This window comes from uncultured Dubosiella sp., from assembly GCF_964018005.1.
In the GTDB taxonomy this organism is placed as follows: Bacteria; Bacillota_I; Bacilli_A; order Erysipelotrichales; family Erysipelotrichaceae; genus Dubosiella; species Dubosiella muris.
Map to the genome: position 1 here is coordinate 1 of NZ_CAXHOA010000020.1, position 17,358 is coordinate 17,358.

General features: G+C 50.6%; 26 protein-coding genes. 11 read left to right on the forward strand and 15 right to left on the reverse strand.

What is annotated here, in order from left to right; genetic code table 11:
- Nucleotides 1-24: 24 nt before the first annotated feature.
- The 7 genes from ABNS49_RS11725 to ABNS49_RS11755 all read right to left on the reverse strand — a co-directional run bounded on the left by ABNS49_RS11725 (nt 25) and on the right by ABNS49_RS11755 (nt 4,444).
- Entirely contained in the window at nt 25-354 is a 330-nt protein-coding gene (locus ABNS49_RS11725) for a cupin domain-containing protein (RefSeq protein ID WP_135981057.1), read from the reverse strand.
- 111 nt (nt 355-465) lie between these two features.
- Nucleotides 466-1,131 (reverse strand): response regulator transcription factor, encoded by a 666-nt coding sequence (locus ABNS49_RS11730; protein ID WP_135981056.1) that lies wholly within the window; start codon nt 1,129-1,131, stop codon nt 466-468.
- 149 nt (nt 1,132-1,280) lie between these two features.
- Nucleotides 1,281-1,544 (reverse strand): hypothetical protein, encoded by a 264-nt coding sequence (locus tag ABNS49_RS11735; RefSeq protein ID WP_135981055.1) that lies wholly within the window; start codon nt 1,542-1,544, stop codon nt 1,281-1,283.
- Between the two features lie 5 nt (nt 1,545-1,549).
- The gene (locus ABNS49_RS11740; RefSeq protein WP_135981054.1) at nt 1,550-1,879 is read right to left on the reverse strand and encodes a hypothetical protein; all 330 of its coding nucleotides are present in this window, start codon (nt 1,877-1,879) and stop codon (nt 1,550-1,552) included.
- A gap of 66 nt (nt 1,880-1,945) precedes the next feature.
- A complete protein-coding gene (locus ABNS49_RS11745; RefSeq protein WP_135981053.1) occupies nt 1,946-2,128 on the reverse strand; it encodes a hypothetical protein in 183 nt (60 codons plus the stop codon).
- Nucleotides 2,129-2,317: 189 nt separating this feature from the next.
- Complete coding sequence (locus ABNS49_RS11750; RefSeq protein WP_348688197.1) at nt 2,318-3,802, reverse strand: phosphomannomutase/phosphoglucomutase; 1,485 nt, start codon at nt 3,800-3,802, stop codon at nt 2,318-2,320.
- Nucleotides 3,803-3,949: 147 nt separating this feature from the next.
- Nucleotides 3,950-4,444, reverse strand: a complete 495-nt coding sequence (locus ABNS49_RS11755; RefSeq protein ID WP_135981051.1) for a hypothetical protein — start codon at nt 4,442-4,444, stop codon at nt 3,950-3,952.
- Between the two features lie 214 nt (nt 4,445-4,658).
- On the opposite strand from ABNS49_RS11755, the gene ABNS49_RS11760 reads away from it, so the two are divergent.
- Genes ABNS49_RS11760 through ABNS49_RS11780 form a run of 5 tightly spaced genes read left to right on the forward strand, consistent with a single transcriptional unit; the run spans nt 4,659 to nt 7,053 of the window.
- Entirely contained in the window at nt 4,659-5,006 is a 348-nt protein-coding gene (locus ABNS49_RS11760) for a hypothetical protein (protein WP_135981050.1), read from the forward strand.
- A gap of 5 nt (nt 5,007-5,011) precedes the next feature.
- Nucleotides 5,012-5,455, forward strand: a complete 444-nt coding sequence (locus ABNS49_RS11765) for a hypothetical protein (protein ID WP_135981049.1) — start codon at nt 5,012-5,014, stop codon at nt 5,453-5,455.
- The gene (locus ABNS49_RS11770; protein WP_135981048.1) at nt 5,448-5,972 is read left to right on the forward strand and encodes a hypothetical protein; all 525 of its coding nucleotides are present in this window, start codon (nt 5,448-5,450) and stop codon (nt 5,970-5,972) included. Before ABNS49_RS11765 ends, ABNS49_RS11770 begins: the two co-directional genes overlap by 8 nt.
- Before the next feature lie 9 nt (nt 5,973-5,981).
- Entirely contained in the window at nt 5,982-6,614 is a 633-nt protein-coding gene (locus tag ABNS49_RS11775; RefSeq protein ID WP_135981047.1) for an ABC transporter ATP-binding protein, read from the forward strand.
- Nucleotides 6,565-7,053 (forward strand): hypothetical protein, encoded by a 489-nt coding sequence (locus tag ABNS49_RS11780; protein WP_168353643.1) that lies wholly within the window; start codon nt 6,565-6,567, stop codon nt 7,051-7,053. Before ABNS49_RS11775 ends, ABNS49_RS11780 begins: the two co-directional genes overlap by 50 nt.
- Nucleotides 7,054-7,119: 66 nt before the next feature.
- On the opposite strand, the gene ABNS49_RS11785 is transcribed toward ABNS49_RS11780, so the two are convergent.
- Nucleotides 7,120-7,677, reverse strand: coding sequence for a hypothetical protein (locus ABNS49_RS11785; RefSeq protein WP_135981045.1), 558 nt, complete (start codon nt 7,675-7,677; stop codon nt 7,120-7,122).
- Nucleotides 7,678-7,682: 5 nt separating this feature from the next.
- Nucleotides 7,683-8,621, reverse strand: a complete 939-nt coding sequence (locus ABNS49_RS11790) for a helix-turn-helix domain-containing protein (RefSeq protein WP_168353642.1) — start codon at nt 8,619-8,621, stop codon at nt 7,683-7,685.
- A 208-nt stretch (nt 8,622-8,829) separates the two neighbouring features.
- On the opposite strand from ABNS49_RS11790, the gene ABNS49_RS11795 reads away from it, so the two are divergent.
- Both ABNS49_RS11795 and ABNS49_RS11800 read left to right on the forward strand, forming a co-directional pair.
- Nucleotides 8,830-10,608, forward strand: coding sequence for a sugar-binding domain-containing protein (locus tag ABNS49_RS11795; RefSeq protein ID WP_168353641.1), 1,779 nt, complete (start codon nt 8,830-8,832; stop codon nt 10,606-10,608).
- Between the two features lie 24 nt (nt 10,609-10,632).
- Nucleotides 10,633-12,009, forward strand: coding sequence for an MFS transporter (locus ABNS49_RS11800; RefSeq protein WP_135981042.1), 1,377 nt, complete (start codon nt 10,633-10,635; stop codon nt 12,007-12,009).
- A gap of 34 nt (nt 12,010-12,043) precedes the next feature.
- On the opposite strand, the gene ABNS49_RS11805 is transcribed toward ABNS49_RS11800, so the two are convergent.
- Nucleotides 12,044-12,406 (reverse strand): hypothetical protein, encoded by a 363-nt coding sequence (locus ABNS49_RS11805; RefSeq protein ID WP_135981041.1) that lies wholly within the window; start codon nt 12,404-12,406, stop codon nt 12,044-12,046.
- 199 nt (nt 12,407-12,605) lie between these two features.
- On the opposite strand from ABNS49_RS11805, the gene ABNS49_RS11810 reads away from it, so the two are divergent.
- From ABNS49_RS11810 to ABNS49_RS11825, 4 genes are all read left to right on the forward strand, one after another.
- Nucleotides 12,606-12,923, forward strand: a complete 318-nt coding sequence (locus ABNS49_RS11810) for a DUF6442 family protein (protein WP_135981040.1) — start codon at nt 12,606-12,608, stop codon at nt 12,921-12,923.
- 4 nt (nt 12,924-12,927) lie between these two features.
- The gene (locus tag ABNS49_RS11815; RefSeq protein ID WP_135981039.1) at nt 12,928-13,245 is read left to right on the forward strand and encodes a hypothetical protein; all 318 of its coding nucleotides are present in this window, start codon (nt 12,928-12,930) and stop codon (nt 13,243-13,245) included.
- Nucleotides 13,242-13,577 (forward strand): hypothetical protein, encoded by a 336-nt coding sequence (locus ABNS49_RS11820; RefSeq protein WP_135981038.1) that lies wholly within the window; start codon nt 13,242-13,244, stop codon nt 13,575-13,577. The genes ABNS49_RS11815 and ABNS49_RS11820 overlap by 4 nt, the downstream gene beginning before the upstream one ends.
- Before the next feature lie 82 nt (nt 13,578-13,659).
- A complete protein-coding gene (locus ABNS49_RS11825) occupies nt 13,660-14,517 on the forward strand; it encodes a LysR family transcriptional regulator (protein WP_135981037.1) in 858 nt (285 codons plus the stop codon).
- 27 nt (nt 14,518-14,544) lie between these two features.
- Here the strand turns inward: ABNS49_RS11825 and ABNS49_RS11830 are convergent, their stop codons facing one another.
- From ABNS49_RS11830 to ABNS49_RS11850, 5 genes are all read right to left on the reverse strand, one after another.
- Nucleotides 14,545-14,715, reverse strand: a complete 171-nt coding sequence (locus ABNS49_RS11830) for a hypothetical protein (protein WP_168353640.1) — start codon at nt 14,713-14,715, stop codon at nt 14,545-14,547.
- A gap of 101 nt (nt 14,716-14,816) precedes the next feature.
- Nucleotides 14,817-15,419: an HAD family phosphatase gene (locus tag ABNS49_RS11835; protein WP_135981036.1), complete on the reverse strand. Its 603-nt coding sequence runs from the start codon at nt 15,417-15,419 to the stop codon at nt 14,817-14,819.
- Nucleotides 15,420-15,469: 50 nt separating this feature from the next.
- Nucleotides 15,470-16,141 carry a CPBP family intramembrane glutamic endopeptidase gene (locus ABNS49_RS11840; RefSeq protein WP_135981035.1) on the reverse strand — a complete coding sequence of 224 codons (672 nt, stop codon included), beginning with the start codon at nt 16,139-16,141 and terminating at the stop codon, nt 15,470-15,472.
- A complete protein-coding gene (locus ABNS49_RS11845) occupies nt 16,122-16,709 on the reverse strand; it encodes a TetR/AcrR family transcriptional regulator (RefSeq protein WP_135981034.1) in 588 nt (195 codons plus the stop codon). Before ABNS49_RS11845 ends, ABNS49_RS11840 begins: the two co-directional genes overlap by 20 nt.
- A gap of 112 nt (nt 16,710-16,821) precedes the next feature.
- Nucleotides 16,822-17,292: a hypothetical protein gene (locus ABNS49_RS11850; protein WP_135981033.1), complete on the reverse strand. Its 471-nt coding sequence runs from the start codon at nt 17,290-17,292 to the stop codon at nt 16,822-16,824.
- Nucleotides 17,293-17,358: the final 66 nt, after the last annotated feature.

Genomic DNA, 17,358 nt, shown 5'->3' on the forward strand with positions numbered 1-17,358 from the left:
GAGGCGTTCCTCGATTTTTTTTGCCTACTGGGCCGGTTCCCACAGCAGCAGGCTGAATTTGATTTTTTTGTCTGCCTTTACCGCGTGCTGGTCGCCTTTGTTAAAGATAAAGCTGTCGCCTTTATGAAGGGTGTATTGTTTTCCCAAATACGTCAAGGTTCCTTTTCCTTCCAATACCGTGACGAGCGCGTTCATCGGCGCGGCGTGCGTCGGCAGCTCGCTTTCCTCGATCGCCACCAAAATGAGTTTCATCGCGGTTCCTTCCTCGACGACTTTTTTCACGGCTTTTCCTTTTTCGTACGAAATTTGATCGTGCAGAGCGAACACTTCGCCCGCCTTCCATGCTTGGGTCATATGACATACCTCCTTGTCCTGACTCTTTCATCATAACGCAGCCGTCCTGCCGGCGCCCCTTGAATGACCGTAATGTGTAAAAACGGCCGCCACGACCGTCTTTGTTTCTTCTTATTCCGCTAAGCAATACCCGACGTTTTTAATCGTCCGGATCTCGTCTTTGGATAAATCAAGCTTTTGGCGCAGCTTGCGGATGTGGACGTCGAGCGTGCGCGATTCCTCGTAAAAAGGTCCCCATACTTTTTCGAGCAACTCTTCGCGCTTGACGACGCATCCATCGGCTTCCAGAAGCACTTTCAGCAAATTGTATTCTTTATAGGACAGCTCGACGCTGGCGCCATCCTTGGTCACTTCATGTTTGGATTCGTTGAGTTCGATCGTTCCGCGCTTTAAAATCCGGTCTTTCTTTTTTGTTTTTTCATAGCGGCGCTTGATGGCCTTGACTCGCGAGGTCAGCTCGATAATGCCAAACGGCTTGGCTAAATAATCATCCGCGCCCAGATCCAGTCCGATCGCCTTGTCGACTTCGCTGTCTTTGGCGGACAAAATGAGCACGGGAATGTCTTCCCATGCCTCGCTGGCTTTCAGCTTTTTCAAGATGGAAAGGCCATCCTCCTCGGGCAGCATGAGATCGAGCACGATCATTTGCGGAATTTCTTCCTCCATCGCCTGCCAAAACGCGCCGGGACGCTCGAATCCCTGGCTTTCATCCTCTTTTAAAAGCGCGTACGAAAGCATGGTTCGAATCGACTCGTCGTCCTCTAAAATATAAATCATGAAATCACCTTCCTTTTTTTGATTCTACCATGAATTCCCCGTCTGAACGAACGTTCTGATATGGTTTCGAACAACGTCCTCGTCCTGTCTTTCGCGAGGCCGGGAAAGAAATGAAAAAACGCCCAGTCAAAAACTGTGCGCGTTCCAAATCAGTCTTCCTGAATATACAGCCGGGTGCTGCGTGGAAACTCCCGCCCAAACGCTTCTTTGAGCGTCTTCTTTCCCGTTTTGGCGTCAAGCTGGACACGCTGGTTCACATAGCCCGACTCGACAAGAAAGCATTGGTCGCCTTCTTTTTCAAAACGGACAAACCGGTCTTTTTTATACGTCCACAAACTCATGGAAGAAAGGTTTTTTTGTTTTAGGACGTTGAGCCATTTCATTTGCGCCTGCCGCAACGGAACGAGTTTCACCGGGATCAACCTTCTTTCAAAAAGGACTCCAGCTCCTGGGTGAACGACTTTTTCAGCAAAGTCGTCGAGCCGTAGAGCACAAAGAGCCGCTCGCCTTGGCGCGCGAACGCGATCCGCACCGCTCCCACGGAAGGATCGTTGACGCGGCACTCGAAAACCGGCAAGTCATGCCAGCGTTTTCTCGTCGCGTATTTCGACTTGAAAAAATCATTTTCCGCCTGCCGACGCAAAGTTTCCACGATTTTCGATTGGAGCGAAGGGTTTTTTTGAAGCATTTTGCGGCATCCTCTCGCTTCGAATGTGACGTCGATACCGTCCTTCTTTTTTTCCTGCATACCCGTATTGTAGAAGAGGCGGCAGCCACAAGCAAACCGGATGAATAAAAAAAAAGTCCTTTCGGACTAGGACTCGAACCGGTCAAACTTAATCGGCAGACCAAGAAGCTCCCCAATCTTAAAGGACATGCCAAGACAAAGCACGATCGACAATGTCGTCGCAAACGACGCGTGATTCAGATGCAGTACGAGTGCGACGATCCCACAACAAATGTTCACAACCAATAAAATCCAATTTAAGTAGTTCATATTTTTTTCATTCCTTCTGTGAGATCCCTTGTTTACTTCAGTATAGCACACGCTGTAAGCACTTTCATCCTAAATCTCACAAAATCGTTCGATAGTGTAAACTTTCTGTGTGAAAACGATTTCTTTTGTTCTATTGAAAGAATATCAAACTTTTACCAGCTTGGCAACAAAAAAAGGAATGAGCAACGCTCACTCCAAAATAGCCCGATCCAGACGCGTTTCGTCGCGCAAGGCCTGGTTCAGCCATTGTTTGATTTGTTTTACGCCGCCTGGCGTATTGGACTCAATATTGCATGGCAAAATCGGATCGTGCAAGCTCATGCGCACGAGCAGCCAGCCATTGCCATGACCGGAATCGAAATTGAGGCGGATGCCTTCAAAATTCGAATCGGCGGCTTGAATAAATGGTGTATCCGCGGCTTTTCGCGTCAGCCGCTCAATGACCGCGTTGCCGTATTCGATAAAATCGTCCCCGTCGATTGGCAGGCGGAACTCCCCTTCCTCAAGCGGATGTTTCAAATCCGCCAGTCGTGTCGACAGCCTGTCTTTGACGGCTTCGATCACGATCCGGGTCGCCAAATACGCGCCATCGTCCAGAAAATAGTTGTTTTTGTAGGCCGCGTGCCCGCTTGTTTCAATGGCGAGCTGGCAGTCGATGCCGTTTTCATTCAGTCTTTTCGCCTCGTTGATGACGTTTTTATAGCCTCGTTTAAAGCGGACATGCTTCATGCCATGCGATTCTAAAAACGCGTGAAGCTCGTCGCTCGTCACGGAATCGGTCACGATAGTCGTCGCGGGATGGTCGTTTTTAGCGATCAAAGCGGCCAGGGCGATGATGGCGTTGCGGCTGATTGGATTGCCAAACTCGTCAACCGCCGAAGAACGGTCGACGTCGGTGTCGAAAATCAAGCCCAGATTGGCTTTGTTTTCGAGCACCGCCCGACACACGCTGGCCATCGCCTCCTTGTTTTCCGGATTTGGAATATGGTTTGGAAACGAGCCGTCCGGTTCAAGAAACTGGCTGCCGGAAATATCGGGGCCAAGCGGTCCGAGCACGTCGGTCGCGAAAAAGCCGCCCGCCCCGTTGCCGGCGTCGACAACGATGTGCAAATCTTTTAACGGATGCGCGTAGTCCGCCGCTTGAATGGCTTCCTTGATTATGTTTTTCAAGTGGGTGGCGTACAACGCCATCAAATCGCATTTTTGCATCGAGCCTTCTGCCGCCCGCTCGAATCGGCCGGTATCGGCGATTTCTATCAGCTCTTTAATTTGATGCGACTCCAGTCCTCCCTCTTTGTCGAAAAACTTCATTCCGTTCCGGTTCCAAGGCAGGTGGCTCGCCGTAATCATAATGGATCCGTCGCAGTCCGTTTGCGGAAAGACACAAGCCATGAACATGGCCGGCGTCGTCGCCATGTCGCAGTCGAAAATTTGCGCTCCGTCAAAAAGCAGCCCGTCCGTGATGGCGTGCTGGAGCTTTTGCCCGCTCAACCGGGAATCGCGGCCTACCGCGATGCGCAGCTGCTTCTTTCCTGTTTTTTTCGAAAGCCATGTCGCGAAGGCGCGTGCCAGGTCATACACCGCCTCGTCGGTTAAATTGACCGCTTCTCCATCGACGCCTTCGAGCGCGATGCCGCGGATATCGCTTCCATTTTGTAGTTTTGCGTAAGTCATAGAAAATCCTTCTTTCCTGTTTCCTTTCCATTGTACCAAAAAACAACAAAAACGAAACCTTTGCGTGGCGTTCGTCTTTCGATTCGCCTAGCTTGTATCCGGATAGTTTTCGAAAAAAAAGATGCCGTTTTCGACATCTTTAAAAAATCACTTCTTTTTCTTTCCCGTCTGGTATTTCTTTTTCGATTTCGTCGCGGTCGACACTTTCTTTTCCACATTCGTGTTGCGAGCTTGCTGCTGCACTTCCTTCTGCTTGCTAAACCATTTTTTATCCGCGTAGTTGATCGCGATATAAATAATGATAATGTCAAACGAGAAAATCATGATCCACTGGAAGTATTCCGCGTTGGAGTACATCATCAAAAACGAAAGCAGCGCCTCGGCGCCCGCCACGAGCATGTCGAACTTCACCAGCTCGTAGTTGTCGGCATCGTCCAACGCCAGTGCGAATTTGTTGAAGTAGCGAATCTTTTTGTTCCGGCAGTACCGCTTCTTCATGAGGCAGCCGATAATGTAAATCAAAACAACATTGATCAAATACATGTATGGAAACACCGGCGCGTTGGCAGCCCAAGTCATGATGACGCACACAATGACCCACAGCCACATCATGACGATTTGCGCTTTTCTTAGCTTTTTCATCCATTTTCCCCCTGTCTTAAAAAATATGATATCAGTTTTCGTTCGAAAGGAAAAGATAGAGAGCGCATTTCAAATCAATATCCGGTATCATAGGTTTTTTATTGCATATAAATTGTAAAAGCCATCAAGACGGAAATACATTATTATTAAACATTAAATCTAAAAATATAATGATATATTGATGTCTGGTTGGATAAAAAAGGAGAGAAAACGCATGACAAAGAAAAAATCACAACTTATACTCCTGTTCGCCTTTCTTGGCGTCACGGCCATCGGATTTTTTGAAATGCTTCCCAATTCCATCTACGCGACGCTGGGGCCTCGAGGTCCCATGTCTTCCTTTCCGATGCTTTTTTCCTTTTACGAAGGAATGGATACGATCCTGCCTTTGATTGGCTATTTGCTGCTGATTCCGTTTGTGTCGCATTTTCAAACGCTGCGATGGCGACGGAGCGGATTTGACAACACGGTCAGTTTGCGGATTGGAAAGCGCGTTTACTTCAAGCAGCTTGTCTGGCGCTCTTTTCAGGAAATCTGGTTCTCATCAATTTGTTTCTGGTAGTTCTGATGGTGATTTTTATCAACCCGGTCAACCCATTGCTTTTGGACGATCCGCACATGGTGTATCACGGTTTCTATTTCCACCAGGAAATCGCCGACTGGATCGCGTACACGATGGTGGAAGTGGCGGGCTGGACGATGCTGAATTTGCTTTGCATGCTGTTTTCCCAACTCGTTCCCAACAAGTATTTGTACCCGTTTCTCTTGTTGATTTTCACATTGCTCATGACCTTTCTTGTCGCGTTTTTATCGGGTTTGCCGATTCACAACTACGAGATCGTTTCCTGTCTTAGCCCGTTCAATTTGCTCGCTCCCGGCGTCATGTCCCTGCTGACTTTCGAATCGCGCCGGTGGCGCTACATCACAGTCGCCCTCACGTTTCTCGTCTTTGGCTTGCTCATTGCCGGTCTGTACCGGCTCGTGGTGAAATTGCGGTACCGCTATGGTTAAGTCGTTTGTCACCCATTTGATGACGCAAAAAACGTATGTGCTCGCCTCGCTCTTCGCGATCGCCATCATGGGATATTACGTCTGGAACAACTGGGGCTATGGAGCCGAAGGATTTTACTTGTTCGGGTTCGCGAAATTTCTCGTCTTCGGCTGTTTATACGATTTTCTTTTGTTTTTGCGCATCAAGATGTATACACAAATTGAAAACTTCGGCATCATTCGAACGGGCAAAGACAACTGGTACCGGCAAATCATGAAGATCGAAGCGCTGCTGCTCCAGCTCTTTTTGCTTACTGTATTCGTTGTGCTGCCCATCTTAAACGGCATTGAAAACAAAACCACGTATCTCGTCGGCCTTGTTCCCCTGCTTCTCGTTTGGGAAATTGGCTATTTCGCGGAAATGTGGTTTCTTCCCGACGCGGGAAAAGAGCTGTACGGATTATGGATCGCGTTTTTGCTGCTTGTGGTGTACACATACGTCCTGGGACCCGCTTTGTTTACGAGGGTACTGGGCTAAGGAGGAACTATGGAAACTGCCTTAACGATTCGGGATTTGAACAAATCCTTCAAACAAAATCTTGTTTTAAACAGTGTCGACCTTACGTTAAAACAGGGCGATGTCGTCTACATCAAAGGAGCCAACGGCTCGGGAAAATCGACCTTGTTGAAAATCATCTGCGGATTGATGACGGCCGATTCAGGCACGATTGAAAAAGCGAACGAAGTGTATATTGGCGCGCTCATTGAAAATCCGTCGTTTGTCGAATCGGCTTCGCTCAAGAAAAATCTGCAATTTTTACTAGGGCTGCGTCACAAAACGCCCGATACACTGGCAAGAGCGTTGTGCGAACGGTTTGATCTGAACTTTGAAAATAAAAAACCCATCCGCTCCTATTCGGTTGGCATGAAACAAAAGGCCGGCATCATTCAGGCGCTGATGGAAGATCAAAACGTGATCCTGCTGGACGAGCCGACACGCGGCCTCGATAAAAAGTCGATCCAAACGTATTTGGACGTGATGCGTGAACAAATTGCACAAGGGAAAACCATTGTGGTGGCTTCCCACGACTATGAAGACATTGGATTCAACCGCTGGCTGGAGCTGGACGATGGCAAGCTTTGTGAACTGGAAACGCCTGACAACGATCTCGCTCGTTGAAGTCGCGGCCCTTACGCTCGTCAAAGCGGTCGTGCGCCTTTTCCCGTTTGGCGACATCGCGTTTCTGACCGTTTCGCGCCTGTCCACGTCGCTTCTAGTCGCCCTCTCGTTTTTGTGGATCCAAATCGTCGTCTTTTGCGCGACCGTGCTCTATTCCGATTTTTACCGCCAAAACCAGCGAAACATCCAAATTCGTGTCGGTAAGCGCAAAGCCCAAACACTTTTGACAGGAAACATCGTATTCGGCGCGTTGCTCTATGAAGCACTCGTCGTCGCCTTTTCCGGTTTATCGTACTGGAAACCGGGCCTGGCGAACGCGCTCCTGTTGATCGTCGTTCTTGGATTATCCGGAAAAAAGATCAAAAACGGTTCGATGGAAGTGCTTGTGTTTTTTGGATTTACAGCGCTTAGTCTGCTGACAAACACGTTGTTCTTATAAAATAAGAGGTGCGCACGATCTACGAACGGCGCACCGAAATCGACTAGCCGGATCGTCCGGCTCTTTTTATTGTTCCCTTTTTTTATTTTCCTCGCGCATGACTTTTCTTGCCTGGGAGTCCAGCTTTGAATAGACGATCTTCGCGTTGGCGAGGGCCCGGATCCGTACCCGGTCGAGATTCATTTTATGCCGTTCGATTCCGAACTGCGTGACCGCCTGCCAGATGAACACCCAGCCGGCGATATCGAGAATTTCCGATGTGACCGGCCGCAAGCCTAAGTAATCGCCAAGCGCGTGGAGCGTCAGGATGCCGGCGCCGATTGCCAGCATCGTTAATCCCGATTCCACGTTTTTTCTTCGTTTGCGCTGGATATTTTTCAGCTCGTTTTCATAATAGTAGTGAATGGCTTCCCGGTAAATACCTTTTTCCTTCGCGTCGATTCCGTCGCTCGCGATGTCGATTTGCAGGTGTTTCAAATTGTTTTGCGGAACGGTTTGAATCAGGTTGTCCAAAATCGAGGCCGCCTCCCCGGAAATGACCGGTCGATCCGCCCAGTACGGCGAAAGGAAGTCGTCGTTTCGAATCACAGTCAAATGAATCGTCGAACTTTTGGTTTTGTCCATAACGCTTACTCTTTCCGCAAAAAACGAACCTGGATGTCCTGATCGTAGTCGCCAAACTGCCGGCCAAACAAATTCAGTCCACCCGGATGCTTGGCGTCCGCCCGGCTCTCGATCCGAAACCGCAGCACGTCCTTCTCTTCTCTTGCTTTCAGTAAATCGGACAGGCGGATATCCGCGATTCGTTCCTGTTCCATATATACCCCGGTTTCCGTCAGCCGCAGCGTTTTCTTCAGTCCGTATTCGCTGCCCAGCGTCCACCATGACGGCGTGTATTTACCTTTCCGGTCGCCAAAATCACCCGGACTCGTCCACGTTCCGATGGCCTTTCCATTAAAGAAAAAATCAATATCCGACGGATGAACGGCATTGTAGCCCGGAAATTCGCTGCATATTTCCAATGTGATCTCCACCTCGCCCACGTCTTCCAGGTCCACGTCAAAGACAGGAATCGGATATTCCAAATAGCCGGAGGAAAGCCACAGCAAACACACCCGGTTCCGGTTGGGCGCGTGAAAATAGCGCGCGTCGTCAATGTGGCCAAAGATCCGTTCCGCCTCGGCCATGCCGCAAGGCGCCGTCACCTCGCATTGATCGTACGCGCTGATCGGAATATCCACCTGGTAAAACGAGCGGTTTTTCATTCCGTAATTGTTGTCGAAAATGATTTGCGCCTCGTTGATTTTCAACCGGCACATCTTTTTCAACCCCCTTTTTCCACTCACCAAATGCGCTTCCACGATTCCTGCTTCCTCTAAAATCTGAATGTGCTTCGTCACGATAGCGGACGACAGCTGCAACGTTTCCCCCATCTCCTTGATCGACATTTCCTTCACCTTTAAAAGCGAAATAATATCCATCCTCGCCTTGCTCGCAAGCGCCTGAAAAAAAGGCAGCGACGATTCCTCCACGTTCAAATACACGACTTCCGGCGAAAATACCGCCATTCTCATCCCTCCGGTTTCTACTGGTTCCAGTATAGCACACCTTCTTCCATCCTACCTTGTCCTGTTTTCTCCCATACTTTTTGATTTTGATGCGAAAACAGAAAGCGCTTCCAGTTTTTATTGACATTTCCTGTCCGCTCATTATAATTCATTATGCATTAACCAATTAATGAATATATTAACTAAACAAGTAGAAAGGAATACAATTATGTTCGAACGACTGCATCATCCGCGCCCGCAAATGGCGCGAAAACACTGGCGATCCCTCAACGGCGTATGGGATTTTGCCTTCGACGACGCCAATCTCGGCATTCAGAACCACAACTTTTTGAAGCCTGGTTTTTTTGACCGCGAAATCGTCGTTCCATACAGCTATCAAACGAAAAACTCACGCGTCCATACGTTGGAAAACCATCCCATCGTCTGGTACCGGAAAACGATCGCGGTATCCAAAAAAGAAGGACGCCGCTTCCTGCTACATTTTGACGCAGTGGACTATCAGGCCGACGTCTGGATCGACGGAAACCACGTCTTCACCCACCAGGGCGGCCACGTGCCGTTTCAAATCGACATCACGCCTTATCTTCAAACGGAAGACGTGTCCATCGTCGTACGCGCCGAGGACCACAACCGCTGCAGCCAGCCAATCGGCAAGCAATCGTGGAAAGACGCCAACTTTTTATGCTGGTACACCCGGACGACCGGCATATGGCAGCAGGTATGGCTCGAGGAAGTGGCCGACACGTACATCGCCGAAGTGCGCATGACGCCCGACATCGACAACGCCACGATGGAGTTCGACTTCTTCGTCGCCGGAAGCGAGATACCCGCCCGCGTCGAAGGAGACATCACCTACCAGGGCCGCCCCGTCACCTCGTTTCGCGTCGCCGTCAAAAACAACCGGGCGCGCATCATCGCGGACGTCAGCAGCGAGGACGCCAACTTCCGGCTTCATTTCTGGAGCTGCGCCGAGCCTAACTTATACGACGTGCGCTTCACGCTCGTCAGCGAAACGGGAGCCATCGACGAAGCGGACAGCTATTTTGGCATGCGCGACATCCGCCAGGAAGGCCATCGCGTTTTCCTCAACAACCAGGAGTTTGTGCAGCGGCTCGTTTTGGATCAGGGCTATTTTGCCGACGGCGGCCTGAGCGCCACCCCCGAGCAGCTTCGCGACGATTTGCTCAAAGTCAGGGAAATGGGCTTCAACGGCACCCGCAAGCACCAGAAAGTCGAAGACGCCCGCTATATGTACCTTTGCGATGTGCTCGGCCTGGTCATGTGGGCCGAAATGCCTTCGTTCTTCGAGTACTCGCCGGCCGCGGTGGAAAACTTCACCCGCGAGCTGCCCGCCCTGATCGCCAAGCACTACAACCATCCTTCTGTCATCGTCTACACGTTGATGAACGAGTCGTGGGGCGTCAACGAGATTTACAAGCATCCGGCCCAGCAGGCGTTTGTGAACGGCGCGTACTGGATGACAAAAGCGCTCGATCCCTCCCGGCTTGTCGTGGGCAACGACGGCTGGGAGCAAACCACGACCGATCTGCTCACGGTCCACGACTACAACGCCGATCCAAAAACGCTTAAAGAAAGCTACGCGAACATGGAACAGGCTGTCAATGGCTGCCCTTCGCGCACTTCGCTGCGCCACACATTCGCCAAAGGATACGCCTATGCCGGCCAGCCATTCATGATCAGCGAGTTTGGCGGCGTCGCCTTCGACACCGGAACGTACGCCGGCAAGGAAAGCTGGGGCTATGGAAAACGCCTCGAAGGACAGGAAGCCGTCCTGCACAAGATTCGCGATTTGACCCGCGTCGTCATGGAGCTGCCGGGCATGTGCGGTTACTGCTACACCCAGCTTACCGACGTCGAACAGGAAGTCAACGGCCTGCTCGACCACAACCACGAGCACAAATTCGATCCCGCCATGCTTCGCGAGATCTTCAACGGAGGAAGCCATACCGGGTTTCTCTTTGTGTAAGTAAAAAGAAAGGAAAATAAAAATATGAACAATCCATCGACTGTTTCCATGCCAGGCGTGAGCCGCCGCGAATATTTCGGCTACTTCTCGTATGGCTTTGGACAATGCTTCTCGTACGGCCTGCTTGGCTCTTTCATCTTGTTTTTCTACACCGACATTCTTGGCATTTCGGCGCTGGCCGCGTCCACGATCTTTTTGATCGCGCGTGTCTGGGACGCCGTCAACGACCCGATGGTCGCCGGATTCATGGACACCCGCCGGACCAAGACCGGAAAGTTCAAAGGCTATTTGAAATTCGCGCCGCTGTTCGTCGTTATCAGCACGATCCTGTGCTTCTTCAAGCCGGATCTGGCAATGCAGTGGAAAGTGCTCTACGCCGCCATCACCTATATTTTATGGGGAACGGTGTACACGGTATCGGACATTCCGTTCTGGTCGATTTCCGCCGTGATCTCGGACGATCCGCAAAACCGCACCAACCTCGTCACAGCCGCCAACCTGGGTGTTTTCGCCGGCATCGGCATCGTCGGTTCGCTCGTGCCGCTGCTTGTCGGCTTGTTTGGAAAAGGCGATTTGGCCAATGGCTACTTTATGGCCGTTGTCGTCATCATGCTCATCGGCTACGGCTTCATGATGTTTGGCCACTCTACGATCAAGGAACGCGTCGAACCGTCCCAGGGTGAGAAAATCGCGATGAAGGACGTGTTTAAAAATCTGCTTGTGAACAAGCATTTGTTCAAAATGCTCGCCATCTTCTTTTTGAACTTGTTTATGAACATCGTCAACGGCATAATTTTGTACTTTTTCATCTACAACATGAAAAACGAAGGCTTGATGAGTGTTTACGGGCTGATGGGGACCGCGGCTGCGCTTGGCTTCTTCCTCATCCCGGCTTTGACGAAGCGGTTCCAGAAAAAGAAGATCCTGACCGGAATCATTCTGGCCGACATCGTCGTGCGCGTCGCCTTCTTCGTGATGGGTTATGAAAACGTTGGCGTCCTGCTCGTTATGCTCATGCTCACGCAGCTGTTCCACGCTTCGCTCGGTCCGGTCATGTCCAGCATGATTGCGGAGACGATCGAGTATTCCGAAGTGAAAACCGGAAAGCGTTGCGAAGCCATCACGTTTTCGGGCCAGACGTTTATGGGAAAACTATCGGCCGCTATCGCCGGCTCGCTGACCGGTTTGATTTTGATCGCGATCGGCTATGTGCCGGAAGCCCCGGTTCAATCCGAAACGACGCTCAACGGATTGTTTCTTGTCATTTCGCTTTTGCCAATCGCCGGCGGCTTGATTCGCCTCGCGATTCTCAAATTTTACACGTACGATGAAAAAGCGTACCGCGCCGACTTGCGGATTTTGGAAGAACGGCGCGCCCGGCTCGCCAGCGCGACGCAATAAACGACACAACCCGCCGACTTTTGCCGGCGGGTTTTCATTCTTCCCGTTTCTGATTGTGCAGCCGCTGGTTTTTCAACAGCTTGCGCTGGATGTCCCGCGCTTTCTCGCAGTCTTTTCGATACGCGTCGGTGTTGTGGTAGACCGGATTTTCCGACACGTAGTCCGCCAGAATTTGATCGTTCCACTGGATGCGCAGTCCCACATAGCCTTTCGGTTCGAACAAGGCATAGGCGGTCGTGCTCGTTCCCCCGCCAGCGATTTGATGAACAAACGGAGCGCTTTTCCCTTTCCACTTCGCGTCTTCGAACAACACGTCGACTTTCCTGACATCCGCGATGGAGTAAGGCTGGCCGTCCAGATAAAACACATCGTCTTTCGCTTTCATTGTGATTGTCATATTTTCCTTCTCCTTCTTTATTTACATTTTACCTCTTTTCCAAAATATTTTGAACGCCGTAAAGACGCCTCTTAGGCGTTCTTTTTTGCGACTTGGATCTTTTTTCGGCTTTTTTGTATCGTTTTCCACCTTTACCCGAAAATGAATTGACAAGTTTTCTTGTCAAGCCTATGCTGAAAGTACAAAAGGGGGATCCATTATGAACAAAGAGGAAGTGCTGAAAAAAGCGAGAAAAGAAGGAAACAAGGAATATGAGAAAGAGGAACGAGGCCGCTACTCGGTTTTCCTGTCCGTCGTCGTTTTGATTGGACTGCAATGCGTTCTTCTCTTTTTGCGCGATCACGGAATGGATTGGGAAGCCACCTTGTTTGGTCAAGGCGTTTTAACCGTCGTTTGGTGCGGCTGGCCGCTCTGCCAGTTCATCCGCACAAGAAACAAGGAAAACCTTCTTTTGGTCGTCTTTGGTCTGGCGGCCTGGGGCATCCCGCTTTTATCCACATTCATGAAAGGAAGGTAACGACATGGAAAAAGAACGCGTTCTATATAAAGCGCAAGCCAAAGCCAATTTGGAATACGAGCAAGCGGTCGACGCCGGTTTTTACCGTCTTGCGTCCGGCTTCCTGTTCTGGATGGTCAACTGGGTCGGCGTCGCGCTCTGCAAGCAATACGGCCACATCGTTTTCGGCCTTCTTCTTTCCATCGGCATCTATTTGGCAGGCGGAACCGGATGGTGGCTTTATACGTATCGAAGATCCATGAACCGCAAGGCGTTTCGCTTGCTGGCGCTTTTAGCGCTTGGCTTTGTGATTCCGTGGATCGTTTCAGGAGAATTCGTATGAACACAACGAATAAAGACGACATTTTACGGCAGGCGCGCCTGGAAGGCGAAGACGATCTTAAAAAGGCGCAGGCGGACACAAAAGCAAAAAATCAGTTTTACATCCTCGTGGCTTTTTTGATGGTGCTTGGAATCCTGCTCGAGATAACCGGCATGGAAACCCTCGCCTACTGGGTTCTTTGGGTGCCGGGCATGATGGTCTGGGTCGTGATTCATCTATACCGCTTTTACAAGACGAAAGACATCCGTTTTATCGGATACGCGCTGCTTGGTTTTTTCCTTTTTGGCATCGACGGGCTTTCCACGCTGAAAAAATGGCTTGACGCCCTTTAAAGAAAGAGGGAATCGGTTCTCCCGATTTTTTCATAGCCCTCCATAACATAAAGTTATACAATAAAGCCAAAAGGAGGCTCTTATGGAATTTCGAACCGTTGCCTATTTTCTGGAAGTCGCGCAAAAAAAATCGTTCACGAAAGCCGCGCAAAGCCTGCACATTTCCCAGCCGGCCCTCAGCAAGCAAATCCGTCTGCTGGAAGAGGAGCTTGGCTGCGAACTTTTCGAGCGCAAGCCGCGATCCGTCGTCCTGACCGATCGGGGAAAGGCTTTTTTGGTGTGGGCGAAAAAGATCAACGCCATGACCGAAAATGTCCTGGAGGAATTTCAGCACTACGACGAGGAACTCCACGGCGTGCTGCGCCTCGGTCTGACTGAGCAGGCGCTTTCTTTTTTCGAACCCCCCTTGCAAAACTTTATGAGCCGCTATCCAAAAGTCCAAATCGAATTGCTGACGTTGCCATACGCCGGCATCCATGCGCGAATGCGTGCTGACAAGCTGTCGTTCGCCGCCTTCGTCGAACCATGCGATTTGGAGTCGTACGACTATTTCACACTGCCCGAAAAAAAGCCGTGGGGCGTCTTGATTCGCCGAAACTCCCCACTTGTCAAGGATCGGTTTCGCGTGGAGGATTTGCGCTCGATGCGCCTGGCCGTCCCGGACAGCCCGCTCTTCAAAAACAAGCTGTCGGGCTGGATCCACGACAACCAGCGCGCCCTGCCGATCGGGATGACGTACACTACGCTGGAAAGCTTGTACCCGCTCGTTCGAAGCGATTGTATCCTGTTGCTCGCTCTGGAACCCGGCGATTTGCCGGACGATCTCGTTTTCGTTCCGTTGTTTCCCCGGCTCGAATCCGGTGTCTGCATCACCTGGAACAAATACCGGCTGTTTTCCACGCCTGAGCAAAAATTCATGGATTTGTTTTCCGTACCTTAAATCGTACGAAAGAAAAAGGACTCGTCTTCAAGTCCTTTTCTTTCTGTCTTGCCGAAAAGCCCAAATCGCCAACAGGGCGATCGCGATTGTGCCTATGATCCATCCCGTCCAGCCAAAGCGTTCGAGCACCAGCTGGCAAACCGCGCTGCCGGCCATCGCGCCAAGACACGCCAGCACAAAGATTTTCTTTTTCGACATTAGCTTTCCCTCCGGTTTCCTTTTCTATATTTATTTTATCAAAGCTTGACCACAAAAAAAAGCGAGCCACAGAACTTGTCCTGTTCCCGCATTTTTTTGTCCTAATCGGTTTCTTCCAGCAGCTCCCGCGTGTCTTTCGCCAGCAAGTACGGATCCTCGCACTTCAACGTGTAAAATCCCAGCGTTCTTGCCGCCTCGATGTTTTCCGCCTTGTCGTCGATAAACAGGCATTCCGACGCGTCCAGCTCGTATTTTTGAAGAAGCGCTTTGTAGATGGCGAAATCCGGCTTGATTTTCCGTTCCTGATACGAGAAGATCCCGCCGTCGATGTCGCGGAACAAACCGTTTTCCTTCAAATACAAATAACAGTCTTCCGGAATGTTGGACAAGATGTACACCCCGAATCCCAGATCATGCAAATGCTGCATGAAATCCATATTTTCCTCGATCAAGTCGACATGGCGCACCCATTCCCGCATCAACTTTCTAATTTCTCCTTCAAGCTCTGGCGCCTGCAGCCGGCCAATCTCGATCATCTTCTCTTTTGTGAGCAGATTTTGGTCGTACTGATCCCACAAGGAAGAAAAGTAAATTCCCATCAGCTGTTCTTCCACGACGGAATCCTCGAATAGCTCGTTCAGCATCGTTTCCGGATCGAACGTGCACAACACATTTCCAATGTCCAATACTATATTCTTGATCATACTTCAATTATGCCGTGTTCCCCACCTAGAATCAACCCGTATTTGCGTCTTTACAAGACGAAAAGAAAAAGAGCGGCAATCGAAATCGCGTTCGCCAGAAGATGGGCGAGCGTGCTCATGACACAGTTGCTCGTTTTGTAGTAAATCATCGAGTAAATCAAGCTGTCGACAAAGACGCCTGCCACATCGTAGGCCACAAGCCAAAGATTTCCCGACGCCAAATGGCCAAAGGCGAACGCGAGAGAGGAAACGAGCATGCACAGCCAAAACGGAAAAAGCTTCATCCCTTTGCCAAGGAAAAAGCCCCGGTAGGCGATTTCCTCCCCAAACGCGCCAAGCGCCAGCTGGACAACCAGCCACAAGCCTTGATCAAACGACAAAAACGCGCTCGTTCTTCCGACCACATGGGTCGCGAACGCGCCGCCAAAAAGCCAGTTTCCAACGATCAGCGTAAGGATCCCTCTGACGCTTGGCAGCGCCATCCAAAGCAGCACATCCGGCTTTTTCAATTCCTTGCCAACGCCGCGAAACCGCAATCCCGATTCCGGATCCGGTGTTCTGGACACCGCTTCCGTCACAAAGAAAAACGCGATCCCTACAAAAACCGAATACCCGGCGATGTTGGATGCTGGAACGATCTTGGTCGCCGTCAGCGCGAGCATGAGCGCGATGCCGATTCGCACGATCGCCGCGCTTCCTTTCCTATTCCCCAATTCTTTCATTTTCTTCCTCCTGCGCCGCGAGCATGGCTCCTCGATAGGCGCGTTCCAAATGCGACTGGATTTGCGCTTCGTCGTAGTCCAGCTCGTTGTTAGCCAAAAGGCTCGCGTAACCATGCGCGAACAAGGAAATCGTCATAAAGATTTGTTTCGTTTGCGCCATGCTTGTTTTCATCGCGCCGTTCATCGCCAAAAGAACGGGCGCCAGCTCCCCGGAATCGACCATGTCGGGAAAACTCTTTTCCGCCACGAAACCGGATTGGAACAAAAACCGAAACAAATGGGCCTCCTCCTTGGCGAACCGGATGTAACGAAGGCCGATTCCCCGCAACACGTCTTTCGAAGAGGACGGCCCGCTCATCAAATATTCGGTATGAAACCGGTCCGCTTTGTTGTAAACGGCTTGTTTTAATTCCGCCATTGTCCCGAAATGGTACAGCACAGGCTGCGTGGAGCAATGTAGCGCCTGCGCGATCCTTCTTGCGTTGAGCTGTTCTGCGCCCGACTCGCGCGCGATGTGGAAAGCGGCCTCGACAATTCGCTCTTTTGTGATTTTTGGTTTGGGTGCCATTTTCCCTGCCTCCTAGCCTATAACGCTCGTTATATAACAAGCATTATAAATGGACTTTCCCGAAAAGAAAAGGGAAACCGCTTTCCAGGACCGCGTTTTCCCCCATCGTTTCCTATTTTGCCTGTAAATTCTTCGTGTCCTGCGTCTGGATCAGCACCCAGCCGCCGTTTTCGTCGTCAAGCTGGCCAAACACTTCGTCGCCATCCGACTCGCTTAAATTCACGATATTGGCTACTTGTCCCGTTTCCAACGTCCCGATCTTTTCTTTCGTGTCCAGCGCCTTGACGATCGTCACCGGTTTCTTCACTTCGTATTCGCCCGGATACAATCCGTATTGTTCCTGCACCAGCCGGTTTTCCATCATGATGGCGTCCTCGTCTTCCGCCTCGCCGGTGGCGCGCATGCCTTCCTTGACGTCGTCGAGCGCTTCGTCCGCCCGGTTTCCGGCTTCCACGTACACATCCGTCGTTTCTTCCTGGCCGGCTTGCGCCCCTTTTTTATTTCGGTTGAACTGAACTCCCATCGCGATGATGAGCACGAGTACGATCGCGGCCACCAGGACCAAAGTTTGTTTTTGTTTCATTCGATTACCTCTCGTTTCCCATTCATTATACGAACTTCGTTTCGCGACGTAAAAAAGGATGCCCTA